At 29.8% G+C, this 25670-nt stretch carries 30 protein-coding genes and 1 tRNA gene; 9 read left to right on the top strand and 22 right to left on the bottom strand.

Annotated features, from left to right (window positions below):
* Positions 1 to 3: 3 nt before the first annotated feature.
* The 5 genes from xerA to Q0984_RS06235 all read left to right on the top strand — a co-directional run bounded on the left by xerA (position 4) and on the right by Q0984_RS06235 (position 3383).
* A complete protein-coding gene (xerA, locus tag Q0984_RS06255; RefSeq protein WP_299525210.1) occupies positions 4 to 942 on the top strand; it encodes a site-specific tyrosine recombinase/integron integrase in 939 nt (312 codons plus the stop codon).
* A 54-nt stretch (positions 943 to 996) separates the two neighbouring features.
* A complete protein-coding gene (locus tag Q0984_RS06250) occupies positions 997 to 1602 on the top strand; it encodes a biotin transporter BioY (RefSeq protein ID WP_299525207.1) in 606 nt (201 codons plus the stop codon).
* A gap of 42 nt (positions 1603 to 1644) precedes the next feature.
* On the top strand, positions 1645 to 2034 hold the full coding sequence (locus tag Q0984_RS06245; protein WP_299525204.1) for a DUF1284 domain-containing protein: 390 nt from the start codon (positions 1645 to 1647) through the stop codon (positions 2032 to 2034).
* A gap of 70 nt (positions 2035 to 2104) precedes the next feature.
* Positions 2105 to 2176 (top strand) — tRNA-Gln (locus Q0984_RS06240).
* Between the two features lie 31 nt (positions 2177 to 2207).
* Positions 2208 to 3383, top strand: a complete 1176-nt coding sequence (locus Q0984_RS06235; RefSeq protein ID WP_299525201.1) for an ATP-grasp domain-containing protein — start codon at positions 2208 to 2210, stop codon at positions 3381 to 3383.
* Here Q0984_RS06235 and Q0984_RS06230 read toward each other — a convergent pair.
* The 11 genes from Q0984_RS06230 to Q0984_RS06180 all read right to left on the bottom strand — a co-directional run bounded on the left by Q0984_RS06230 (position 3363) and on the right by Q0984_RS06180 (position 13062).
* A complete protein-coding gene (locus Q0984_RS06230) occupies positions 3363 to 3515 on the bottom strand; it encodes a hypothetical protein (protein WP_299525198.1) in 153 nt (50 codons plus the stop codon). The two genes, Q0984_RS06235 and Q0984_RS06230, sit on opposite strands and share 21 nt — an antisense overlap.
* A gap of 148 nt (positions 3516 to 3663) precedes the next feature.
* The gene (locus tag Q0984_RS06225) at positions 3664 to 4332 is read right to left on the bottom strand and encodes a V-type ATP synthase subunit D (protein WP_299525196.1); all 669 of its coding nucleotides are present in this window, start codon (positions 4330 to 4332) and stop codon (positions 3664 to 3666) included.
* A gap of 25 nt (positions 4333 to 4357) precedes the next feature.
* Positions 4358 to 5746 carry a V-type ATP synthase subunit B gene (locus Q0984_RS06220; protein ID WP_299525193.1) on the bottom strand — a complete coding sequence of 463 codons (1389 nt, stop codon included), beginning with the start codon at positions 5744 to 5746 and terminating at the stop codon, positions 4358 to 4360.
* Positions 5747 to 5748: 2 nt separating this feature from the next.
* A complete protein-coding gene (locus Q0984_RS06215; protein WP_299525190.1) occupies positions 5749 to 7503 on the bottom strand; it encodes an ATP synthase subunit A in 1755 nt (584 codons plus the stop codon).
* Positions 7500 to 7817: a V-type ATP synthase subunit F gene (locus Q0984_RS06210; protein WP_299525188.1), complete on the bottom strand. Its 318-nt coding sequence runs from the start codon at positions 7815 to 7817 to the stop codon at positions 7500 to 7502. The genes Q0984_RS06215 and Q0984_RS06210 overlap by 4 nt, the downstream gene beginning before the upstream one ends.
* Positions 7814 to 8968, bottom strand: coding sequence for a V-type ATP synthase subunit C (locus Q0984_RS06205; protein WP_299525185.1), 1155 nt, complete (start codon positions 8966 to 8968; stop codon positions 7814 to 7816). The genes Q0984_RS06210 and Q0984_RS06205 overlap by 4 nt, the downstream gene beginning before the upstream one ends.
* Positions 8969 to 8979: 11 nt before the next feature.
* The gene (locus Q0984_RS06200) at positions 8980 to 9606 is read right to left on the bottom strand and encodes a V-type proton ATPase subunit E (RefSeq protein WP_299525182.1); all 627 of its coding nucleotides are present in this window, start codon (positions 9604 to 9606) and stop codon (positions 8980 to 8982) included.
* Between the two features lie 12 nt (positions 9607 to 9618).
* Positions 9619 to 10104, bottom strand: coding sequence for a V-type ATP synthase subunit K (locus Q0984_RS06195; protein WP_299525179.1), 486 nt, complete (start codon positions 10102 to 10104; stop codon positions 9619 to 9621).
* A 54-nt stretch (positions 10105 to 10158) separates the two neighbouring features.
* Entirely contained in the window at positions 10159 to 12162 is a 2004-nt protein-coding gene (locus Q0984_RS06190) for a V-type ATP synthase subunit I (RefSeq protein ID WP_299525176.1), read from the bottom strand.
* Positions 12163 to 12172: 10 nt separating this feature from the next.
* Positions 12173 to 12487 carry a V-type ATP synthase subunit H gene (locus tag Q0984_RS06185; RefSeq protein WP_299525173.1) on the bottom strand — a complete coding sequence of 105 codons (315 nt, stop codon included), beginning with the start codon at positions 12485 to 12487 and terminating at the stop codon, positions 12173 to 12175.
* Positions 12488 to 12714: 227 nt separating this feature from the next.
* On the bottom strand, positions 12715 to 13062 hold the full coding sequence (locus Q0984_RS06180; protein ID WP_299525170.1) for a hypothetical protein: 348 nt from the start codon (positions 13060 to 13062) through the stop codon (positions 12715 to 12717).
* Positions 13063 to 13133: 71 nt separating this feature from the next.
* On the opposite strand from Q0984_RS06180, the gene Q0984_RS06175 reads away from it, so the two are divergent.
* Positions 13134 to 13469, top strand: coding sequence for a hypothetical protein (locus Q0984_RS06175; protein WP_299525167.1), 336 nt, complete (start codon positions 13134 to 13136; stop codon positions 13467 to 13469).
* 1 nt (position 13470) lies between these two features.
* On the opposite strand, the gene Q0984_RS06170 is transcribed toward Q0984_RS06175, so the two are convergent.
* The 9 genes from Q0984_RS06170 to Q0984_RS06130 all read right to left on the bottom strand — a co-directional run bounded on the left by Q0984_RS06170 (position 13471) and on the right by Q0984_RS06130 (position 21297).
* On the bottom strand, positions 13471 to 13809 hold the full coding sequence (locus Q0984_RS06170; RefSeq protein WP_299525164.1) for a hypothetical protein: 339 nt from the start codon (positions 13807 to 13809) through the stop codon (positions 13471 to 13473).
* A 6-nt stretch (positions 13810 to 13815) separates the two neighbouring features.
* The gene (locus Q0984_RS06165) at positions 13816 to 14322 is read right to left on the bottom strand and encodes a nitroreductase family protein (RefSeq protein ID WP_299525406.1); all 507 of its coding nucleotides are present in this window, start codon (positions 14320 to 14322) and stop codon (positions 13816 to 13818) included.
* A gap of 4 nt (positions 14323 to 14326) precedes the next feature.
* Positions 14327 to 15130, bottom strand: a complete 804-nt coding sequence (locus Q0984_RS06160) for a citryl-CoA lyase (protein ID WP_299525161.1) — start codon at positions 15128 to 15130, stop codon at positions 14327 to 14329.
* A 46-nt stretch (positions 15131 to 15176) separates the two neighbouring features.
* Positions 15177 to 16049: a fumarate hydratase gene (locus Q0984_RS06155; protein ID WP_299525158.1), complete on the bottom strand. Its 873-nt coding sequence runs from the start codon at positions 16047 to 16049 to the stop codon at positions 15177 to 15179.
* 4 nt (positions 16050 to 16053) lie between these two features.
* Positions 16054 to 16956 (bottom strand): peptidase, encoded by a 903-nt coding sequence (locus Q0984_RS06150; protein ID WP_299525155.1) that lies wholly within the window; start codon positions 16954 to 16956, stop codon positions 16054 to 16056.
* A gap of 5 nt (positions 16957 to 16961) precedes the next feature.
* Positions 16962 to 18356: an MmgE/PrpD family protein gene (locus tag Q0984_RS06145; protein WP_299525152.1), complete on the bottom strand. Its 1395-nt coding sequence runs from the start codon at positions 18354 to 18356 to the stop codon at positions 16962 to 16964.
* A gap of 64 nt (positions 18357 to 18420) precedes the next feature.
* Positions 18421 to 18912, bottom strand: a complete 492-nt coding sequence (locus Q0984_RS06140) for a hypothetical protein (protein WP_299525149.1) — start codon at positions 18910 to 18912, stop codon at positions 18421 to 18423.
* Positions 18912 to 19823 carry a DUF3100 domain-containing protein gene (locus tag Q0984_RS06135; RefSeq protein WP_299525146.1) on the bottom strand — a complete coding sequence of 304 codons (912 nt, stop codon included), beginning with the start codon at positions 19821 to 19823 and terminating at the stop codon, positions 18912 to 18914. The genes Q0984_RS06140 and Q0984_RS06135 overlap by 1 nt, the downstream gene beginning before the upstream one ends.
* A 208-nt stretch (positions 19824 to 20031) precedes the next feature.
* Positions 20032 to 21297: a tRNA(Ile)(2)-agmatinylcytidine synthase gene (locus Q0984_RS06130; protein ID WP_299525143.1), complete on the bottom strand. Its 1266-nt coding sequence runs from the start codon at positions 21295 to 21297 to the stop codon at positions 20032 to 20034.
* 61 nt (positions 21298 to 21358) lie between these two features.
* On the opposite strand from Q0984_RS06130, the gene Q0984_RS06125 reads away from it, so the two are divergent.
* Positions 21359 to 22297 (top strand): transcriptional regulator, encoded by a 939-nt coding sequence (locus tag Q0984_RS06125; protein ID WP_299525140.1) that lies wholly within the window; start codon positions 21359 to 21361, stop codon positions 22295 to 22297.
* 7 nt (positions 22298 to 22304) lie between these two features.
* A complete protein-coding gene (locus Q0984_RS06120; RefSeq protein ID WP_299525137.1) occupies positions 22305 to 22703 on the top strand; it encodes a hypothetical protein in 399 nt (132 codons plus the stop codon).
* Here the strand turns inward: Q0984_RS06120 and Q0984_RS06115 are convergent.
* The gene (locus tag Q0984_RS06115; protein WP_365907161.1) at positions 22700 to 23449 is read right to left on the bottom strand and encodes a hypothetical protein; all 750 of its coding nucleotides are present in this window, start codon (positions 23447 to 23449) and stop codon (positions 22700 to 22702) included. The two genes, Q0984_RS06120 and Q0984_RS06115, sit on opposite strands and share 4 nt — an antisense overlap.
* A 61-nt stretch (positions 23450 to 23510) precedes the next feature.
* Positions 23511 to 23852: a heavy metal-binding domain-containing protein gene (locus Q0984_RS06110; RefSeq protein WP_299525131.1), complete on the bottom strand. Its 342-nt coding sequence runs from the start codon at positions 23850 to 23852 to the stop codon at positions 23511 to 23513.
* A gap of 145 nt (positions 23853 to 23997) precedes the next feature.
* Here Q0984_RS06110 and serA point away from each other — a divergent pair, with 145 nt between their 5' ends.
* Positions 23998 to 25572, top strand: coding sequence for a phosphoglycerate dehydrogenase (serA, locus tag Q0984_RS06105; protein WP_299525128.1), 1575 nt, complete (start codon positions 23998 to 24000; stop codon positions 25570 to 25572).
* The last annotated feature ends 98 nt before the right edge of the window (positions 25573 to 25670 follow it).

The following is a 25670-nucleotide window of genomic DNA, read 5'->3' as shown; positions in this document are numbered from 1 at the left end:
CCTATGGAAACATATGATTTTAAAAATGAAATTATAGACAATAACGGGAATAAAATTAATATTCTCGATGTTTATAATTTTAATAAAATAAAAGAAAATTATATAAATTCTTTAAAAACTAATAATTACTCGCAAAACACCATTAAAACTTACTCATCAATAATTCAAAAATTTACAAATTACTTAAAACAACAAATAGCTATTTATAATGAAAAAGAATTTGTAAACTATTTTAATAAATATATCAACGACTTAAAAATAGTTAAAAATGTTAGTCAAAATTACATATATTTAGTTACAGTAGTAGTTAAAAAATTTCTTGAATTCAATAATATTCATTTTTTAGATTCAATAATCATCCCAAAAAGAACCAAATCAATTCCTAACTTCTTAACAGAATCTGAAGTAAAAATATTATTAAACAGCATCACATGGGATGAAAATTCTGATTCAAACTTTCGCATTATTACAAAATTAAGAGATAAATTAATAGTAACCTTACTCTATTCCTCAGGATTAAGAGTATCTGAACTTATTAACTTAAAAATTAATGATATAAATTTTAACGAAAAAAAGATGACAGTTAAAGGAAAAGACAATAATAGAATCATATTACTTAATAAATCATCTATTTTATTATTGAAAAAATATTTACAAAAAAGAACACAACAAAGTGAATATTTATTTGTTAATAAAAGTGGGAATCAATTAACTTCACGTTATGTTCAATTAATGATTAAAAAATATGGTGAAGAATCAAAACTTGATAAAAAAATAACTCCCCATGTTTTACGTCACTCCTATGCTACTAATTTGCTTAAACAAGGTGTGAATATCAAAATAATCCAACAATTACTTGGACACACTAATATATCCACTACACAAATTTATACCCAATACGAAACAATTCATTTTCAGAATTTTCAACAAATAATTAAATAGTAAAACTAACAAATATATTAAAGTATTATGATTTAAAATCAAGGAGGAAAAACTATGAATATAAATAGTTATTATAATGCTAGGAAAACTATTTTTGAAGGAATACGTGAATCTAGCACTGTTACTAAAATATTAATGTCATTATTAATGGCTTGTTTCACAGGTTTAATGGCTCAAATTATTATTCCACTCCCATGGACTCCAGTACCTATAACTGCACAAACATTCGCAGTATTATGTTCTGGTTTAATATTAGGAAAAAAATACGGCTGTTTAAGTCAAATTTTATATATTATTCTTGGTGTTGCATGCGTTCCATGGTTTGCTGATATGAGTGGTGGAATAGATGTACTTCTTGGATCCAATTGCGGGTACTTTGTAGGATTTATTCTTGCATCATACTTCATTGGTGCTATAACTGACAAATATGCAGACGCACGTAATTTTACCAAAATGGCTACAGTTATTGGAATAGCTAACTTTGCAATAATTTACATTCCTGGACTTATAGGATTAGCTTTATGGACTTATGCAACACAAGGCACTATGTTAGGAATATCTGAATTATTAATAATGGGACTCATTCCATTTATCGTTGGAGATATTGTAAAAATATTAAGTGCAGCTTCCATATCAAAAGTATTTTTACCAAAAGAATAAAATATAAGGTTTTTTAACCTTATTTCTTTTTTTATAGATAATATGAAACTTATTTTAAGAGGGCATCACCTATTATGCCTCCAAGGATTTCAAGGTTATGGATATAGTGATAATTTTATTAAAAATATGAATTATATAAATAATTTAAGAAAATCCAAAAACACAATTATTTCAATTACTAATAAAGCAGATGATATTTGCAAATGTTGTCCAAATTTAAAAAATAATCTTTGTGAAAACGAAAAACAAAATGCAAAAATTACAAAAATGGACAATGAAATCATATCAAAATTAGATACTAGTAAAAAATATGATGCACAAGAGTTATTTAATAAAATAACAACTATTTTTAATAGTAAAGAAAGTGTCAAGTATATATGTGGAAGTTGTGGATGGCATGAGAAATGCCTATTTTATAAAAAGTTAAAATAAAACCGATACATTTATATAGTACTTATCAAATAAATATAGAATGTTGTACTACTAGTACAATCAAATGTATAGTCCCGTAGGGTAGTGGTAATCCTTCTAGGCTTTGGACCCGGAGACGGCGGTTCGACTCCGCTCGGGACTATTTTTAATAAACTTTTTTTACTTGATAATTTATGGAAAAATTACTACTTATCGGAATAAATACTCGTAGTATGATTGAAAGTGCATTAAAATTAGATTATACTGTTTATTCTACTAGCTATTTTTCAACATCTGATGTTCCAGTTATTAAAAACCAAAAAATAATATTAAATGAAACTGAAGACAAAAACTGTGGTGTTTTTGAAGATAAATTCAATAGCAGAAATATTTTAGATATTTCTAAAGATTATTTTGATGAAGTTGATTATATTATTCCAGTATCAGGAATCTCACCAAATGACTTTAAAAAAAAATACCAAAAAAAGATTTTAGGAAATAAAGATGTTAATGAAGTTGAAGATAAATACCAATTCTATAAAAAAATAAAAAATAAATTTTTAACTCCTGAAACATTTTGTGTTAATGATATAGATGAAGCTATTGAAATTCAGAAAAATAATCCTAATGTTAAATATATTGTAAAACCTCGTAGTGGATCTGGAGGATATAATACAAAAGTATTGAATAATTCATCACAATTGCAATTAAATGAAGATGAAAAACTAATTGTTCAAGAATATATTAATGGAATAAATTTAAGTTCATCAGTACTAGCCAGTAAAAAAGAAGCTAAAACCATCATAAATTCTAGATTATTAACCCAGCACGACTTTAAAAACAATAATCAATTTAAATATATTGGAAATATCCTCCCATTAACTAAAAAATCCATATTAACAAAAGTAAAAAATATTGATGAAATAAACAAAAAAATGGAAACTATCTCTGAAAAATTAATTCAAAAATTTAAATTAATAGGATCAAATGGAGTAGACTATATTTTAAACAAAAACGGATTATATGCTCTTGAAATAAATCCAAGAATACAAGGAACATTTGAATGCTGTCAACAATCTTTAGGAATCAACATGCTTGAAGCTCACATTAAAGCCTGTCAAAATAAGATAATAGATATTAATAAACCTAAATTTTACAGTTATAAAAAAATAATATATTCTCCACAAACAACAATATATGAAAAAATAAATTTAAATAACATTTATGATACACCACATTTAGGATCAATCACACAAAAAGATGAACCTTTACTTACAATAATAGACAAAGATAAAGATTTTAATAAATTATATGAAAAAGTAGAAAAAGCTAGTCAAATTGTAAATAAACTAGCTAAAAAATCCAAGTAAGTGTAAAATAAATATAATCAAACCAATAGTTATCATAAATGTAACTATCACCATTGATTTAGTTAACCAGACAAATACTTTTGCTTTATTATCAGGGTCCTTCAAAAATTGGTCTATTGGATTACGTTGCATATTTACTCCTCTTTCTAGAATTTTCTAGTAAATAAAAAAAATTACAATAACAAATATAAAACTCTTTTTTTAAACAAAAAACATTAAAAATAACCTTAAAATAAAAATAAATAAAAAATAGATAGAAAATGAGAAGATTAAGTAAAACTTAAGCTTCTACTTCTTTAGATTCATTATCTTTTTTCTCGATAGTGGACCTAATCATTTTCAATCTAACAAAGTTTTCCCTTTCCATTTCCTGGAGTCTCATATCAATATATTTTTCAGTATTTTCGAATCTAGGAATCATAATATGCTCTAAAGCATTTACCCTACGTTTTGTAGCTTCAATTTCTTCAGCAAGTAAGAAAATAGTTTTTTCTACTTCACCAAGTTCAATTAAAAACTTAATAGAGTCTTCAAATTTTTTAGCAGCTTCATCTAATTGTATAGTAGTATCAGCTAAACTGTAACCTCTATCAATAATGGATCTTTCTTCCATTTTAACATTAGTTACTGGAACTGATACTCCCATAACACTTCTAGATTTTATATCAACATCAATAGATTCTTTAACTGATAAAGATGCTTTTCTAACAGCTAAGTCACCCATAGCTATCTGAGCTTCAAGTAAAGCTTCATTAGCTTCTTTTAAGCTTTTTTCAGCAGCTTCACGAACACCTTTGACACGATCCAAAATATCAAAAAACTCTTTAATTAAAGCATCCCTTTTCTCTTTGAGTAAACCATGTCCTTTAACAGCGAGTTTAGTTCTATTTTTAAGAGATAATAATTCCATCCTTGTTGGATTTATTCCATCTATAATATCTTGTGCCATTTAATCACCCGTTATATGAATGAGCTTATTCTTTTGGAAGGTATTGTTCAATGAATTCTTCTTTAACACGTTTAAGTTCAGATTTAGGTAAGATTTTAAGTAAGTCCCAACCAAGATCTAAAGTTTCAATAATAGATCTGTCTTCATCTTTACTTTGAGTAATAAACCTGTTTTCAAATTCTTCAGCGAATTCTAAGAATTTTTGATCCCTTTCAGTAAGAGCTTCTTCCCCTACAACAGCAACTAAGTCTCTTAATTCACGACCACTTGCATATGCAGAATAAAGTTGGTCAGATACACCACTGTGATCATCACGAGTTTTGTCTCCACCAATACCACCACTCATTAAACGAGAAAGTGAAGGAAGTACATCTACAGGAGGATAAATACCTTTCCTACTGAGTTCCCTACTTAATACAATTTGCCCTTCAGTAATATAACCAGTTAAATCTGGAATTGGGTGAGTAATATCATCTTGAGGCATTACTAAAATAGGCATTTGAGTAATAGAACCTTCTTTACCATCAATACGTCCTGCTCTTTCATATATGTTAGCTAAATCAGTATACATGTATCCAGGATAACCTCTTCTTCCAGGTACTTCATCCCTAGCTGCAGAAATTTCCCTTAATGCTTCACAATAGTTAGTCATATCAGTTAAAATTACTAATACTTGCATACCTAAAGTAAATGCAAAATATTCAGCAGTAGTTAAAGCCATTTTAGGAGTTAAGATTCTTTCAATAGCTGGATCATCAGCTAAGTTCATGAATACAGTTACTTTTTCAAGAGCTCCAGTACGTTCGAAATCTCTCATAAAGAAGTTTGCTTCTTCGTGAGTAATACCCATAGCAGCAAATATTACTGCAAATTCAGCATCGTCCCCAAGTACTTTAGCTTGTCTTGCAATTTGAGCTGCTAATTCATTGTGAGGTAAACCAGATCCTGAGAAAATAGGAAGTTTTTGACCTCTTACTAAAGTGTTCATACCATCAATGGTAGAGATACCAGTTTGAATAAACTCTTCAGGGAATTCACGAGAAGCTGGGTTCATTGGACTTCCATTAATATCTAATTCTTCATCAGGAATTATTTCTGGTCCTCCGTCAATAGGTTTACCAATACCATTGAACATACGACCCATCATATCCCTAGATACACCGATTTTAGCAGTTTGACCAGTGAATCTAGCTTTAGTATCTTTAGTGTTTAAGTCAGTTGTTCCTTCGAACACTTGAATAACTGCAACATCATCAGTTACTTCAAGAACTTGTCCACTTCTTTTTTCACCATTAGGTGTTTCAATATCTACAATTTCATTGTAACCTACGCCTTCAACACCTTCAACAACCATTAAAGGACCTGAGACTTCGGAGATTGTAGTATATTCTCTTGTTTTAATATTTGTATTCATATTTAAGCCTCACTGCATTGTTTAGTAATAGCTGCTTGAATTTCTTCACATTTAGCTGCAAATTCATCTTGTGGAATATATTTCATTTTACCAATTTCTTCTTTAACAGGTAATGCTACAATGTTTTGAATAGGAACTCCCCTGCTAACAGCTGCAAGAGATTCTTTATGGAATAATAAAATAGTTTTTAACATATTGTACTGTTTTTCAGGTGGACAATATGTATCAATATCATCAAATGCATTTTGTTGTAAGAAATCTTCTCTTAACATACGAGTAGTTTCTAAAGTAGCTTGATCAGCTTCTGGTAATGCATCTGGACCAACTAATTGTACAATTTCTTGAAGCTCTGCTTCTTTTTGTAATAAAATCATAGCTTGATCACGAGTTTCTCTCCAATCAGCAGCTACATTATCAGCCCACCAACCTTCAATACTGTCTACATATAAAGAATAACTTTGTAACCAGTCAATTGAAGGGAAGTGACGTTTATCTGCAAGAGATGCATCTAAAGCCCAAAATACTTTACAGATACGTAAAGTGTTTTGAGTAACAGGTTCAGATAAATCTCCACCAGGAGGTGATACAGCACCAACAACAGTAATAGAAGCTACATCAGAAGTAGTACCAATAGTATTTACCCTTCCAGCTCTTTCATAGAATTGAGCAAGCCTAGATGCTAAGTATGCAGGATAACCTTCTTCCCCAGGCATTTCTTCAAGTCTTCCAGAAATCTCCCTCATAGCTTCAGCCCATCTTGAAGTTGAATCAGCCATAAGTGCTACATCATAACCTTGGTCACGATAGTATTCTGCAATAGTAATACCAGTATATACACATGCTTCACGAGCTGCTACTGGCATGTTAGAAGTATTTGCAATAAGAACTGTCCTATCCATTAATGGGTTTCCAGTTTTAGGGTCATCAAGGTATGGGAATTCAGTAAGTACTTCAGTCATTTCGTTACCACGTTCTCCACATCCAATATAGATAACAATATCTGCATCTGCCCATTTAGCTAATTGTTGTTGAGTAACAGTTTTACCAGATCCAAAAGGACCGGGAATAGCAGCTGCTCCACCTTTAGCTACAGAGAAGAAAGTATCTTGTGCTCTTTGACCAGTTACAAGAGGTATATCAGGATCTAATTTATCCAAATATGGACGTCCTTTTCTTACAGGCCATTTTTGGAGCATTTGGATTTTTTCATCACCTTTACCAGTTGCAACTTCAGCAATATCTTCTAATACAGTATATTCTCCTTCAGAAGCAATGCTTGTTAATTCTCCTTCAATCATTGGAGGAACTAATATTTTTTGTAAAACTGCAGAAGTTTCTTGTACTTCACCAAGAACATCTCCACCTTTAACTTTATCTCCAACTTTAGCTACTGGTTTAAATGTCCATTTTTTCTCTTTACTGATAGATTCTGCATCTACTCCCCTAGCAATGAAATCACCAGATTCTTCTCTGATGAGTTCTAAAGGTCTTTGGATACCATCAAAAATGGAACCCATTACACCAGGACCAAGTTCTACAGATAATGGACCTCCAGTACTTTCAACTACTTCACCTGGCTGAATACCAGCTGTTTCTTCATATACTTGAATGGTAGCAGTGTCGCCTTCAAGCTCAATAATTTCCCCAATGAGCTTTTGTTCACCTACTCTAACCATTTCAAACATCTGAGCTCCTCTCATACCATCCGCGATAATAACAGGCCCAGCAATTTTAATAATTTTTCCTTCGATAATCATTTAACCATCTCTACCCCAATAACTCTTTTGATGAGATCTGCCATTTGATCAGAAGATCCTTCTGAGGACCCGTCTTTATCAGGTATCTCAATTATCATTGGTAATACACTAGAACCAATTTTCCTATTAATATGATCTCTAATTTCATTAGCTAATACTTGGGTAATAATTATAATTGAAATTTCTTCATCTAAAAGTTTGTCAAAAGCTGTTTCAGCTTCTTCAGCAGAATTAGCTATTTCTGCTCTTTTAACTCCACCAAGTCTAAAACCTGATACAATATCAATATCTCCAATAACTGCTACAGAACTCATATTAACATCTCCATAATTTTAGAGTTAGGGAATCCAGCTTCTCTTTTTGCTCTTGCAATAATTTTTAAATTTTTAATTTCAGTTTCTTTTTGACTTACATAACCAATAATTGGACCAATACCTAATGGTTTTTTCATAGATAAAGATTTTGCACTTTTTGATAAATAAATGTCTAAAGCTTTTTCAAATACTGCAACTGAACCAGTTTCATTGTATTTTGCCATAGCATCAGTTAATACATCAGAATATTTAGTGCCTTCTAAACCAGATATTACATTTGTAACATCAGGAGATTCCATTAAATCTTTAAGTTTCCATTCACGTAATTGGTAACCATCTTCTAATATATAAGAAGCAATATCATCAAAAGATAAACCATCTTTTTTTGCCCTTATAATTAATTTAAGATTAGCTATATCTACTTGAGTTCCAACATATGAGAATAAAATTTGTTTATTTTCATCAGCAGGAACATTGGAAGAACGTAATAAACTTTCTAAATAATATTTATCTAAAGCAGATTCTAATGCAAGAATCATACCTGTTTCTTCGTATTTTGGAAGAGCATCTTCTAATACAGTAGCATATTCAGTGCCATCTAAACTTGTAACTATGTCAGAAACATTATCTGCATCAACTAAAGAACGTAAATCTTCATATAAAACTCCACGTGGAATTAATAATTCTTCAGTTTCTTCAGCAGTAAGACCGACTTCCTTAGCAGTTAAAAGACTTTTAATATTATTAATATCAGTTTTTTTAGACATTATAACAAAAGAACTTTTAATTTCCTTAGGAGCAATTCTTGCTACAAATTCATAAGTATCTGCACATTGAATATCTAATGCTTTATCCATAGGATATTCTTCTAATACGTCAGCATAATCAGGAACACCTTTAAGATAATTTTCAAATTCATGAACATTGTTTGTTTCAACAATTTCAGATAATTGTTTTTCATCAAATAATCTTCCTTTTCTTGCACGTACGCTTGCACTAGGAGTAAGATACGGATAAATATCCAATATTGGTCTAGATGTAATGATTACGACTATTGCACCTATAACGATAACAGCAATTACACATAAAACCAAAAAAGTTTCATTTGTAAGTCCAGCTGAACTAATAAGTGTTGCAATTTCATCAGCCATAATTTATCCTCCTAATTTTTAAATAAAACATTAGCAACTTCACTACGTAATAATCCTTTAAATCTATCTAATCTAGATTCGATAGTGTTATTTACTTCAATGTCACCATTTTTAGTTTTGAGTATAGCTCCACCAATAGCATTAATAGGTTCTCCCATTACTAAAGTTGTGCTTACACCAAGTTTAGTTGAAAGATCTGCAGATAAACTTTTTAATTGACCTTCAACTTTCGCAATATCAGATTCTTTAACTTGAACAATTAAATCTCCACCGCCAAGTTCCTCAACAGCTTCTTTAACCATGTCAATTAAAGATTCTGAATATTCATTATCATCATTAGAAGCTTTAGCTTTTAAGTCTTCAGTAGCTTTAGCAAAAGCTGCTTCAATTACTTCTTCTTTAGCTCCTAATTCAGCTCTACGAGCATTCATCTTTGCTTCGGAAATAATTTGCTGATATTTCATATCAGATTGTTTTTTACCATTATCTAAAATTTTATTCTTTTCTGCTTCAGCAGCTTTTTCAGCATCACTATTGATAACTGCTACTTTTGCTTCAGCTTCTTGAATAATTTTATCAGCTTTCTCCTGGGCTTCAGACTTAATGCTTTCAACAATTTTATCTGTGCCTGAGCTCATTTAGATTGCCTCCTAACCTAATATTCCACCGAATACCATGAGTAAGATCGCAATCAAGAAACCATAAATAGCCTGAGTCTCTGGTAATGCAGAGAAGATAATACCTCTAGCAAACATGTCATTGTCTTCTACAATAGCTCCTACAGATGAGGATGCTGCGATACCTTGTCCCATACCGGAACCTAAACCTGCGAAACCAATAGATGCACCTACACCAATAGCTACAACACCTGCTTCAACAGATAAACCTTCGCCTCCACCTAATAAACCAGAGAATACTAATAATAAGATTGCAATTAAGAAACCATAAATAGCCTGAGTCTCTGGTAATGCAGAGAAGATAATACCTCTAGCAAACATGTCATTGTCTTCTGCAACTGCACCAACAGATCCAGCTGCTGCCATTCCTTGCCCTAAACCGGAACCTAATCCAGCGAAACCAATTGCTACTCCAGCACCAATAGCTGCTAAAGCAGTACCTAAAGCAATTTCCACCATATTTAATTCACCTTTTGAATAATAATTAATTTTAATATATTTAAATAAAAAATTTTAATTTTTAATTTTTGTAAATGTTCTGCTTGCTTTAAAAGCTTTGAACTTATTTTTACCTTCCATAAAGAACTGTGAAAAGAACTCTACATAATGAAGACGTAAAGAGTTAATAAATGCACCTAAAATTTGGAACAAGAAGTTTGCAATATGACCAAATATAAATATGACAATTGCAAGAACAATACCAATAACTGGAATCATATCATTACATAAATTAGTTAAAATATTTACAGTCATAGCAATACCACCTGTAGCTAAACATAATGCTAAAAGACGAGCATAAGATAAGATATCTCCCATGAATCCGAAAACATCCATAACTCCATAAAAACCATTAGCATATATTAACATAACGAGACATACAACTATTAAAATAGCACCAATAACCATTCCAATAGTACCAATTGCAGGCATCATTAATCCAAGTGCTAAAAAGATAATACCAGCTTCTAAAACAAACCAACAGAGTTGAGATCCAATAGCTTTTTTTACTTCACCATATCTGAAGTTATTGATAGCACCAATAACAAAAGCAATATTAGTGTAAATAATACCAATAATAATAGCTATTATTAAAATAGTATCTGGGTGTACAAAAGATTCAATAGCAGGTATAACAGTAGGTAAACGGAATCTTAAGATTCTTTCTGGGAAATCCCCTAAAAGACCATTAGTAACTAAACCTAACAGTACAGACCATAAACCACAAGCTATGAAAATATATCCAAATGATTTCATAGATTCTTTAATTTTACCCATACCACGTACTAAAATTACTCCTATTATAGCTACAATAGCCCCATAAAATGCATCAGTTAAACAGTACCCAAATAAGAATGGGAACATGACTGCTACAAAGAATGTTGGGTCTATAGCATTGTATCTTACTGGAGAATACATATCTACAAGATATTCATAAGGTTTTACATAACCTTTGTTAGTTTGTAAAATAGGTACATCCTCATCATCTGTACCTTCGACTTCAACTAATTCAAAGGCACAGTGTCCATTAGAACTTTCTTCTACTAATTGTTCAACTTTATCAGTATCTTTTACAGGTACCCATGCTTCTAACATGTAAGTATCCTTTGTTTGAACAAAAGCAGCAAGTATTTCATTTTTTTCTTTTTCATTTTCTAATTCTTCTTTAAGAGATAAAATATCATCATCCCACTTTTCAGCAATAGCTCTTAAATCTGTTTTAGCTGAATTACGTTCTGATTCAATTGTTGCTAATCTGGAATCAGCGCCGGAAATAATTTGTTGTGGAGTTCCCTCAACTTTATTAACCTCAATTCTCTCAAAGTCAAATTTACGAAGTGTTGCATAAACATCTTCGCCGAATTCTTTTAAAGTCACTACGACAATATTTGCAGTTGTTTTATCATCATTAGGGACTATAAAAACATCTAATTCATCAGTCAATTTACTTAAGTTACTTTCAATTTCTGAAGCAGACTCAGCATTAATCCTACCAACAGTTATAGAAGTGTACTTAGAATCTCTTAAAAGAGCCAAGTCCATATTTAAATTATATAAACGATTAGCTAAACTTTTATTAGAAGTTAGCACACTTGTTTCAGAGTCGAGTGCGGAAAATTTACCTTCAATAACTTTTGTCTCACTTTCAACCTGAGCTAATATATCTTCAGCTTTATTTAATAAAGCTTCAGTATCTAAATCTTCAACTTCTTTTTGAATCGGCATTTCTGGACTAATAAAAGACTTTAATGTGTCTTTAATCCCATGGCCTTCGGATAAAGAATTTCCTAATAGTTCAGAAATAGCACTTGTTTTCATCAAAAGTGAAGATATTTTACCAGTAAAAGCAGATGCTTTTGAAGGAGTTACTAACTCCGCTAATTCAGGATCTTGCTGAACACTATCAGAAATATCTCTTATTTGTATTAATCCCTGTTCGTGGAGAGCACTAACAGTAGGGGATATATACTCATCAAGAGTAACAATTCTAATTTTACGCATTCTAGCTGTCTTGAACATTAATCTCACACTATAAAACATTTTTGACAATAATAGAAGCAGCATCATCTACATTTGCCATAGCTTTATTCTTTAATGAAGCTACATTAGCTTCCCCATCTTTAGCAATAGATTGTGCTTCTTTTTTAGCTTTGTCTTCTGCATCAAAAACAGTATTTTTAGCTTCCTCTTCTGCTACTTTTTTTGCCTCATTTATAATATTTTCAGCATTTATTTTTGATTCATTAACCATGTCCACAGATTTGGATTCTGAATCAAGAATAAGTTGTTCAGCATCAGATTCAGCGTTTTTTATCATTGCGATAGCTTCTGATATCTCTGCCATAATTAATCACCATGGTATATTAATCTTTATTCAGAAACATATATATGTTTTACTATTTGTCTTTAGCAACACCTAATTTTTGATTTTAAGGAAAAAATAAATGAATAAAGATACATAAAAATAATAAACAAGAAAAACACAAGGAATATATAAATTGTTCAAAATTTTTAAAGCAATTAATATATACCTTAAACAATTACCATATAATCCAATGAAAAAAAGAAAATTTACCTATAAAAATATTTTAAAATAGACATAGGTAACTTTTGTAAATATGCCAAAATAGCTATTGCAACAATTATAAGGCCAACAATACCAAGCAAATAATTATATGGAATTGCAAGTAATGAATATCCACTTACTCCAATAATAATACCTTCAAAAAAGAAAACTGCTTTAGCCCATTCAGGTTTAGCTACAATAATAATATAAGCAATTCCAATTAAAACCAGAATAATTGCACTAGCAATATTATCATTAGTTATTTCCTGAGTAAACAAAGAACGAATCCCCAAAAATATTAACAAAATAGCTAATAAAATTCCTAATAATTTAATATTTTTAACTTTAATCATGATTATTCATTTTAAACTTTATGGTATTTATATATTTAATAATAAATACTTTAGATAAGAGATGATGAAAAATGGATAGAAGTGTATGGACTATAAACAACAAACATTTTACATTAATTTTAGATGCTGAAACCAAAAATAGAAAAATTAATGATAAAAAATTTAGTCTTGGAGAGGATATCTGGACTAATGAAATACCCCAACTTAAATTTAATGATTTAACCCTTCAAGAAGAATATAATCAATTCATATCTGATTTACTTATATTTTTATCAGAACCTACTGCTAATCAAGTACTAATCGAAGCAAAAATAGGTGAAGAATCAGAATATAATCCTATATCCACTTATGAACCAATAATAATAAGAAAAATAGAAGATTATACTGTAGAAAAAATTATTAAATAATTTAAAACATAGCATTAGCTTTTTCCAATAAATCTTCCATTGTATCAAATTCCAAAGATTCTCCAGATTCAGCAGCAGTTTCAGTAGTTATTAAAACATTAGGACTTGTCCAAAGTAAACTATATGCAAAATAGACAACATTAGCTATAAGTAAAGGCATGAATACAAACAATCCGAAAAATAAGAAAAACATATGTGCAGCATAATTCCCATATCTTTTCCTTTTCATTAAAATATAATGTTTTTCCTGTTGGACTAATTTAAATTTATTTTGATATAATTCTTCAGAAATTTTATCCATGTCTTTAGAATTTTCTGCTTTTAATATAAATAATTTCATTTAAATCTAAATATATTCTACAAATTCATCAAGTTTCTTTCTTGGAGTTTCTCTAGGTTCTGCATTTGCATAACCTAATGGAGTAAATAAAACAGGTATTTCATCATCACTTAAATTTAAGAAGATTCTAGCCTTATCCTCCTTAAATGCCCCAATATAACAAGTTCCAAGACCCACATCTGTAGCTGCTAAAATAATATGATCCATCACAATTGTTGCATCAATATCAGCTATATTTTTTCCATCCCATGGTCTTGTCCAAGATTCTTTAACATTAGCAACAACACATAAAACATAAGGTGCCTCTACAAACCATCCAGCCCCATAAATTTCAGATAATGCTTCTTTATTCTTTTTAGTATCAATTACAAATACTTTGAACGGTTGTAAATTTTTTCCAGTAGGTGCAATAGTAGCTGCATTTAATACATATTCAAGTTTTTCTTGTTCAACTTCTTTATCTAAATATCCTCTTACACTATATCTTTTATCAATTACATCTTTAAATTCCATATTCTCACTTTCCATGCCCTTCATAAATAATATCTTCAATGTCACAAAAACGTCTAAATTCATCCTCATCAAGATTTTCCTCATGAATATGTGCAATAATTCCAGGAACACGACCTATAATAAAAACACCTAAACCTAATGATGGGTCAAAACCTAAATCAGATAGTATTGCTGCATTTGCCCCATCAACATTTAAATGAATATGTTTCTTTTGATAAAGCAAATCTTCAATAGCTAATGCTAATTTAACATGAGGACCAACACAACCTTCTTTTATAACAATATCCATTAATTTATCTGCCCTTGGATCAATATCATGATATCTATGACCAAAACCAGGAATTTTAGTATTTTTCCCAACATATTCATTGTAAATATCAATAGCTAAACTAGCTATCTGTTTATTGTCAATATCCACATCACCAGTTAACATTAAAGAGTTAATTTTAGATTGATATAATTCCATGGTTTTTTCAATAGCTCCTGCATGTTTATGTCCAAAAGATAATAATGCTCCTGCTACAGCAACATTTAATGGAGATCCTGAAGAAGTAACTAATCTTGCAGTTTGAGTACTTGGTGGAGTAACCCCATGATCACAAAAAGAAACTAAAACATGATTAAATAATTTTCCTTCTTTTATTGAAGGCAATCTCCCTTTTAAAAGAAGAAAAACCATGTCACTATATCTAATTTTTTCAATCAAATCTCTTTGATTATATCCTCTAGTAACAAGTTTATTAGGCTCTACATTAGAAATAGCTGTTCTTAACAAATGCTCATTAATTTTAAAATTATTATCTGACATTGTTTTAATTTCCTTAATTTAATAATTTAACTATAATTATAATATATTATAAATTTAATGTTGCAACTCTAGGTTCTACAAAACAAGAAGGTCTAACTGAAACAATCCTAACTCCACTTGCCCTTTGATTACCCACATTGACAAATGAACCTAAAACAGTTGTTTTTCCACCAAAACCTAAAGGACCGATATTTGTTTTATTTAATTCCTGAGTTACATATTGTTCCAAATCACTTTGAGAATTTAAATTACCATAAACAAGTGATTTTAACAATAATGATGATGCTTCATAATGCGTACGTCCAATCCCAATAACTGGAATTGATGGTGTACATCCCAACATTTTAAGTGAATCACCCAACCATTTAACAGCAGTATTAATTACATTTTTAGAAGATCTCTTATGATATACCCTATATGTCTTTGCCCTTATTTCTGGACCTCCACCTTCTAAAATAAAATGAATATTCAATGTGTCAGAATCAATATTTTGTTTATATGTTGAATCATCCTCAAATGAATCTATTAAAAAAGAAGGTGGTTTCATTTTACCCGGAGCATCATACAATCCACTAGACTGTTCAATTCTTTCAATATCATTACCTTTAACTGCCATAGGACGAGCAGGTAACTTATTTAAACCTTTTTCTATCCCTTCATTAATTTGAGCTATTAATTCACCAGTAATTTCTCTTTTTTCACCAATTTCAATTATTACATGAGGAATTCCAGTATCATCACATAAAGGAAATTTAGTTTTAGTAGCTACATTATAATTTTCCAGAATTTGATTTAAAGCCCATAATGCATTTTCATTATCTTCAATAGAAATAGCTTTTTTTAAAGCATCATGTTTATCTTTAGATAAATTTGTACTGGCTTTAATTATTGTATTTGAAACATCATCTATTATGTCCATACAATCACTCAGGAATAGATAAATCTTTAGAGCCTTTAGGTGAAGCTATTGCATCACAATAATATCGATCAATCATTCTTTTAACTAATTTGACCTGTTTTATACGAGCAATAGCTTCTTTTTCAGAAGTATTCCAATTATGAGATGCTGCTACTGAACCTCCTGTTTTTAAATATACTGGAGAAGCTACTTTAATAATATTTGGAACTTCATAATGTCTAATAAATCCACCAGTAGATTTTGGATTTTCAGTATGTAAATCTAAAGGCATGTAAATTGCTTTTCTAATAGCTGCAATCATAGGTATTTGCAAGTCTCTAACTGGATTAAATGAATTTAACCCATTTTCTTCAAGTAGTTTTGCAGATGCAGGATTTCCATGACCAGTATGTGCAGACATTTTAAAGTGTAATGATTTCGGAAGTTCATCTGCTTTTCTCATTTGATTTAAAACCCACAATAAACCTTCATCATACAATAATATTCCACGAACTCCTAAATTAACTGCTCTTTTAACATCTTCAATAGCATAAACTAAATTATCATAACCTCTTAATCTGTAACCAATTCTGCTTCCTTCTTTAGTGTGAACTGTAGCACTAGTATCATAAGTAGCTCTTGGACCAACAGATAAAAAAAGTTCACATTCATATTTTTTAGCTAAATCAACCATTTCCAAAATTTCTTCATCAGTTAACAACATTATTCCTTTAGTTTGAGTAATACGATGAATAGTTATATCATTTTTAGAAGCTTCTTTAAGTAATGTTTCCATTATCTTTGGAGATTGAATTCCTGGAACTTCAAAACGATATTGTCCACCATCATTAAAACGTTTAAATGATTCGAAATCTGTGAAAGGTTGTTTAATTCCCAATTGTTCTAAAAATTCTTTAGTTTCTTTCATAATATCTACTCATTTAATGTTTCAATAATTTGTTTAATAGAATATTCTTCAATATTATCAATAACAAGTAATTTATTTAAATCAAAATTTGGATTAAGACTTCTGAATTTATCAATTAATTCATTCAATTGGTATGGATTTTCAAAATCTCCTTTAGGCAATAAAGCAATATTTTGAAATATTCCCCCTCTAAAATGGTCATCTAACTTTATAATAATATTTGAAGGTCTTTTATCTGGATATAAATCATCCAATCCACTATCAGAAACAATAATTATTTTATTTGCCAATTCTTTAATACTGTTAACTTTATCAACTGTTGAATAACTATCAAGTAATCCAAATTCAATTAATTGATTCAAATCATCTAAATTAATTTCACCACAAACCAGCATAATAGCTACAGCATAAGGCAAACTTTGTTTTAATTCTTCAACATTTTTTGGATTATAATTATCATGTTGAGCAGCTATATCATATGTCTTTATAATTACATTTTTAATATGGCTATACTCTTCACCAATACTTGATTTTAACTTTAAAATAGTATCTATTGATGAATGTAAATGCCTACAAAATGGATATTTCTTAAAATAGATATCCCTAACATTGACTTCACCAATATTCTTTAAAGCAATATCTAAAGAAAATTCTCCTCCAGAAACCATTGTTTTAAAAAATCCTTCATCACCCTCAAAAATTGTTTCACTACCAGTAAAACCATTTAAAGCTAGAAAAGCAGATAAAATCCCATTATATGCTGCTTTACCAACATGAAGTACTTTACCCATACTTCCACCATGATCAGATTCCAAAAGACCTGCTGCTTGGGTTCCACATAAACCTAAAGTATTTAAAATTTGTTTTTCATCAAGATTTAATAATTTAGAAGCAACTGCACCTGCAACAAAAGTTCCAATTGTTCCCGTCGTGTGAAATCCATTGTTCCTATGTTCAGGATTAACAATCTTACCTAACATTATTCCTACTTCATAACCAACAATGACTGCTTCTAAAAAACGTACACCATCTAAATCATAAGCTTCACTAATAGCTACAGCAGTTGGAAAAACAACAGCACCTAAATGAAGTTGAGCTCCCCTATGACCATCATCCAATTCTAAAGTATGAGCTGAAATACCATTTAAAAAAGCAGCATTTAATAAATTCGTTTTAAAATTTGGCATTCCAAGAACAGATGCCTCTAACTCAAAAGTCATATTTCCAAAAAATAATTCCGTCATGGTATTGAAAGCAATGTTAGAAGAGTTTTCTTTTGAACCTCTATAAGTAACTCCTAAAAAATCAATAAAAGCAGCTTTAACAACATTAATGGTTTCTTTAGAGGCTTGTTCATAATGATAATTTGATATAAACTTGGAAATATTTTGTAAAAACATAAAACACCTTAATAATAAGTAGTAAAAATAATCTTAAATAGTTAACTTAATTGGTGTTAAAAATTTAACACCAAGGAGTACCAGACATAACTAAAACAATATGAGCAATAAATGCTGATCCAAGGTAAGTTCCAGTAATGATACAAATAGTTACTATCATTCCTCTCCAACCCATAGTCTTAAATTGTTCCCAATTTTTACCAACACCAATACCAACATATGCTAAAAATACAGTTACAATAGATAATAACTCTACTTGACCTACATATTTAACTACAAATGCTGATGTCGGCATCATAGGTACTGAAACCGCAATACCAATAAGACTTATGTAAATAATTGAAGAAATATTAAAAGGCAAATATCTCTCAAGCAATAATCCTGCCAAAGTTATAAGAGATAAAATTAACATTCCAACAAGTGAATCTGTAATAGGATGTTTATAACCTACCCAATTCCCAATGACTGTAATTATTGAGAATATGAGCAGTAATAAAATCCAGTTAGTTATACCATGAGTTGAAACTGTTTCACTACCATCAATTATATCAACCATTATTCATCCTCCCCCATATATGAAACAGAAGTTTCTCTTCCAATTTTAGGTTCAAGTAAATTGTATAATTTTTCAGCTAATGGAATAGCTAAAAATATACAGAAATAAATTCCAATACAAAATGAAATCAAATTACTGAAACCTGCAAATGCTTCAATATTTGTACTCATACTAGCTGGGAAAGCACTTAATAATGGAGCTAATGCTGCTGCATTCATACTTGCACTACCTACACCAGTACCCATAGCAAACGCATAAGGGTGAAGTGGTAAAACTGACACGCATAAACAAGACAAGAAACTAATATAAACAGTTCCAATAACAGTTCCAATGATAAATACTGTTAAAACTCCTCTTGTTTCAGCAGAATCAAAACCAAATTTATCAATTACAATTGCAACATTTGTTTCACGACCAATAGAATTAGTCATACCAATTGCTTCTCTTTTAAATCCTAAAAGTAATGCTACTGGAAGTGCTAAAAATACAGTTCCTAAATTACCAAATTCCTGTAATATTAATGCTGGACCTACATCAAGTAAAATATGGAATGACTGACCACTAGCTACTGCTAATTTTGCAATCAACGGTCCAATAAACAATAACATGGCACTCTCTGCAATTTTAGCTTGTTTTTTACCAATCCATTTAACAGGTTTTAATAAAAACAAAGCTAAACCTAAAACCATAGCATATAACAATGGCATAATAATAACACAAATATCTTTTGTAATATTAAATTTAATAGGACCAATAATTTCAGAAATAATAACTAAAGCCACTACAGTAAGATGCAATCTGTAATCTTTCCAAGGAGCTTTACGTAAAATTGTTTTATCAGTCTTATCTCTATATATATGTTCTGTCTCCCCAACTTTTTTATCTTTATCACTAATCTGTGCCCACTCCATCCATTTATAAAATTGTATTAATACAATACTTATTATTTATTACATAAATCAACATATTATATAAATTAATACTATTTAACGCTCAATAATTCCTCCAATAGGAACAAAAACCCCTAAAAAATTAAAATAAAATTCACCAAATAAGAACAACAAAATAAGAACAAATACTGATTAAAAATTAAAAATAAGAAAGTAGATAAATTTATAACTACAAATCCATTCTACAAATAGGTTTTGATAAATGACGCCTTGCAGAAACCGGTGTTTCATAGAATTGAGTATTTTTTAAATTTCTGAAAATTTTAATAGGAACTTTTTTATTGGACTTAATTTTATTTCCACATTTTTTACACTTAAATCCTTTATTTTTCCCAGCAGAAGTCATTCTTTTTCCACATTTACAAACAGGATTTTTATATTCAATATCCTTTAATTTAATCACTTGAAACTTTTCAATATTGAAAGTATTTTGTTCTCCAATCCCACCAAATACTCTAATAACATCTCCAGGCATTAAATCAGAGACAATCTTTCTAAAATTTTTAGTTGGTTCATAAGCCCCACATTCAATCTCTCCAGATTCATCGAAGATATAAAAAAACATGTGCCCCCCATCAATAACAGTTGGTCTATTTTTTACAGTTCCAACTACCTCATAACAACCAAATTGGTTCATAGAACTTATATTATCCACTTTTTGAATATGCATATCAGTATGTTGATTTGTTTTAAAAATACAATAATTTTCAACAGTTTCTTCAACTTTAACTATGTCTTTAGCTTTTTTAAGTGCTTCAACTGTGTTTGATCTAATACCATATAAAACCGGACATGGTGTTTTTGGTTCGATAGCTATATAATCTTCATTATAATCAATATTTTCAAAAGTTTCAGGAAATGTTTCTTTATCCATCAAATAAACAGAATCATAATCAATGTGTCTTTTAGTACCCTGATTTTCAGGTATTCTATATGCCAATAATTCATATGTAAAATCATCTAAAGGTAAACCAATAGCTGCAATAGATCCAATAATCCCTCTGCCTTTTTTAAATTTATGAATTTCACAACCAATAGAATTACCAAAAGCTTCAGCTTCTTCAATAGCAATAAATGAATAAATTGCCTTAAAAGAATAATCAACCATTTCCTTAGTTATTTCACCATCATAAAAAATAACCCCTGGATTTGTATTGTCACAATCAAACATAGCTAATTTTTCTACCTCATCTAAAACTATTTTTTTAGCTAAATCTACTTTTTCATCATTCAAGATTTTAAAAGAGACTCCGCCATTTCCACGTGTTTTAAATCTTGCAAATGGATTCAACCTAATTAAACGTGGAAAACCTACAATATCAATACCTGCTTTTTTTAATTCATCAATAATATGGCAGGCCAAATAAGTAGTACACATACCCTCTGGAGAGTCTGTATCATCAATTCCAATATGCAAATATTTAATTAAAATCACCTATTTTATAATATATAAAAAACTATAATATAAACATATATTTAGACCGAGGGATTAAGTTATGTTAAATCGAAGTAAAATGCTACAAGAAATAGATAATTTATTAACCTCCGAAGGTTATAAAACATCTAACATTTACGATCAAGGTTCTTTTGACCTTGTAGCACGTAAAAACTTATTAATTTTACTTTTAAAAACTTTTTTAAATATAGACAGCATTAATGAAGCAAATGCTCATGAAATGAAACAATTAGCTAATATTTTTCTTGCTTCACCCATCATAATTGGTGAAAAGTCAAGAAATGGAATATTGGAAGACGGAGTAATCTACGAAAGATATGACATTCCAGCAATCAGTTTTGAAACCTTAAAAAACATGATAATTTACAAAGAATATCCTGAAATTCTCGCAGACAGGGGAGGATACTTTGTTAAAGTAGATGGAAATATTATAAAACAATATCGTGAAGAATATTCTCTTTCATTAAAAGATTTAGCAGATTTAGCTCACGTATCACGAGCAACCATGTATAAATATGAAAATGAAATTGTAAGAGCAAACACAGAAACAGCGATGATTCTTGAGGAAATATTAAATACAAAAGTAACTTTAGATATTGATTTACTAAAACCAACTATAAAAGAAGATATTGAATATAGCAATATTGAAGGCGCAGATGAACTATCCAAACTCGGTTATGGAATATTATCTACAAATAAAAGTCCTTTTGATGCTGTAGCAAAAATGAAAGAATCTAAAAACAAAACATCATTATTAACTAACGTTGAAAAAAATAGAAGTGAAAAAACATTGAAAAGAATGGCTATTCCATTAAAAGATTTATCAATGATTACCTCATCAGAACCAGTGTTTATAATAAATAATGATAAAATAAAAGATTCACTTGGAACAATACCAGTAATTAAATCTTGGGAATTAAAAGAATTTGAAAATCCTGCAGAATTATTAAAAATGATTAAAGAAAGAAAAGATAATTAGTGATAATATGGTGGAAAATTTAAAAATTGAAGGAATTAAAGATTATCCGATTAAATGGATTTGTAACTTTAGAGGGCAAAAAGCTATTGGGATTTGTGGATATTCTCAAAAAATAGCTATGTTCGCATCAGATTCAAGAGTTTCTAGGATTCTTGAAGATATTGTAATTGGAACTCAAGAAGACCAAGAAGGATATGGCTGCGAAGAAAAAGATAGATGCTGTAATTTTAAATGTGAATTTTGTGAAATTAACCCAAGACAATATTTACAGATTACAGGAAAAAAACCTTCAAATAAGAATATTAAAGAATTAGAATTAGGTTTAGAAAGTCTAAACCTTGAACTTAAGCAAAAAAACTTAGTTCCATTCGAAAATTATGAAATAATAGATTTTGAAGAAGATTAAATATTTTTCAATATTGTAAAATCTTCTTTTGCTTCTTCTTTACTGGCTACACCTACAGTTACCAAATCAACATAATTTAATGTGTTTAAAAAATCAAAAGCTTCATCTGGTTTTAAAATTCCTGCTGCTAAAACACGAGTAGCAATTATTTTTTTATTTAATTTATTAACTTTATTTTTAAATTCTTCCCTTTCTTTAGGCAAAAATGAAGGAATATCCATCATATAAGCTAATTTATTAATTGGAAGCATATAATAATCAAACAAATCTAAAATAGGATTATCAATCAATAAATCAGTGGTTTTATTTGGAAACGCTGTTATTAAACCTGATGCAGATTGTACATTATTAATTTGAGATAAAATATCAGCAGTTAAATTCCAGTCATAACCATCGACAATAAACTCATCAACAAGCATTAAAGGACAATCATAATTACTAAACAACCCAATATCATCATCCCAATCCACTTCTTTAGCCACATCATAATTAGGATTCATATAATCCACATCAGATTTACCAATAGTAGCTACAACTTTCATTTCACAGCCATCATCTAAAGCAATTTCAAATCCTTCAATTAATACAGCATCGTTAACTAAATTAATAGATTTAACACCATTATTATAAGCTTCAACAATTACATCAGCTATTGCATTAGGATTCCTATGTAAATCCAAATCATATAACCTAGCCCTATGACCAAAATATGGTTCTGCAATAAATGGAGCATTACCTAAAATCATTTTAGGAATAGATTTATTTTTAAATTTAAAATCATCTTGAAAAATAAAATCACAACCAGATTTACTCATCTTTTTCAACTACAACTGCAGTTCCATAAGCCAAAATCTCTTGCATAACATTAGATATATCGTTTGAATCAAAACGAACTGCAACAATAGCATTACCGCCTAACTGTTTAGCATGTTCAATTAATCTAAGTAATGCTTCATCTCTAGAATCCTCCATCATAGAAACATATTCTTTAATTTCCCCACCAACTAAAGAGCGTAAACCTGCAGATACCTGACCACCTACACCTCTACTTCTAACAGTTAAACCATACACAAAACCTTTTGTTTCAATAATCTTAAAACCAGGTATTTCATTTGCAGTTGCTATTGGAAATTCATTAATAGACACCATGATAAGAAACCTCCTAAATTTAAGTAAAATAATTAAAATTTTAAATATAAAGAAATATAAAATTTTAATCAGTATTTATTTTATTAATATCATAAATTAATAAATTTTTCTAATATAAATAAAATTAAATCAAAATGGTGAAATAATGAAAGTACTTATTGCAGATGCAATTAATGAAAAAGGTATTGAAAATTTGAAGGAGGCAGCAGAAGTCGTTGTAGACACTACAATTACTCCTGAAGAATTAGCAAATACAATTCATGAATATGAAGGAATTATTGTAAGAAGTAGAACTAAACTTACCAAAGAAATTATTGACAAAGCAGATAATCTTAAAATAATTGCTAGAGCAGGTGTTGGAGTAGATAACATAGACTTAAATGCAGCTACTGAAAAAGGTATTATGGTAGTTAATTCTCCTGAATCAACATCAATTACTGTAGCAGAACATACCATGGGATTATTACTTAGTCTTGCTCGTAAATCAGCAATTGCTGATAAATCTGTAAAAGATGGTAAATGGGAAAAGAAAAAATTCATGGGTGTAGAACTTAGAAACAAAACTCTTGGTGTAATCGGAATGGGTAGAATTGGTTCCCAAGTAGTAAACAGATGCAAAGCATTTGAAATGGATGCTGTTGCATATGATCCATACTTACCTGAAGAAGTAGCTACACAAATGGGTGTAGAATTAACTGATTTAGAAACCGTTCTTAAAAAAGCTGATTTCATTACAATCCACGTACCTCTTACTCCAGAAACCAAACACTTAATTTCAACAAAAGAATTTGAAATAATGAAAGATACTGCATTTATTGCAAACTGTGCACGTGGTGGAATCATAGATGAAGATGCATTATACGAAGCATTATCCAACAACAAAATCGGTGGAGCTGCTTTAGATGTATATGAACAAGAACCACCTGCTGAAGACTGCAAATTATTTGAACTTGACAATATTGTTTTAACACCCCACATTGCAGCTTCAACTAAAGAAGCACAAAGAGATGCAGCTATTATCGTAGCTGATGAAATTATCGATTTAATTAATGGAGGAACACCGCAAAATGTATTAAACCTCCCACGTATTGATAGAAACACCTATCAAGAAGTAACTCCTTACTTAGAATTATGTGAAAAATTAGGTAGTTTCATCTCACAAGCAGTAAATGGAAAAATCAAAGAAATTGAAGTTATTTACTCTGGAGAATTATCCAAAATTGACAACCTTGAAATGTTAACTAGAACTGTGCTTCAAGGAGCAGTAAATCCATTTTTAAGCTCACCAGTTACTGCAGTAAATGCATCACTTGTAGCTAAAAACAGAGGAATCATTGTAACAGAAGGTAAAACTGAAAATTCAAAAGGATATGATTCTTTAATTAAAGTAACTGCTAAAAGTGAAGACGATGAATTCTCTGCAGAAGGTACCACATTACATGACCCTAAAATCTTAAAAGTAAATGATTACTGGGTAGATGTAAAACCAGAAGGCCACATGTTCATAGCTAAATATGAAGATGTCCCTGGAAGCATCGGTAAAATTGGCACCGCATTAGGAGAATACGGAATTAATATTGGAATTATGCAAGTAGGAAGAGATGAAAAAGGCGGTAGAGCAATTATGATCTTAACCCTCGATAAAGAAATTCCAAAAGAAATAATCAAAAAAATCCAAGACTTAGACAATGTCTATGATGCAATTGGATTAGAATTATAATAAAAAACAATTATTTCACCATATTGTTTTTTATTTTCCATTCTTTAAAATAATCTTAAATGATTATTTTACTAATTTTTTAAAAAAAAATAAAGATA

This window comes from uncultured Methanobrevibacter sp. (genome assembly GCF_934746965.1).
In the GTDB taxonomy this organism is placed as follows: domain Archaea; phylum Methanobacteriota; class Methanobacteria; order Methanobacteriales; family Methanobacteriaceae; genus Methanocatella.
The sequence above is the reverse complement of the archived record's forward strand: the minus strand, read 5'-3'. Positions and strand labels throughout refer to the sequence as shown.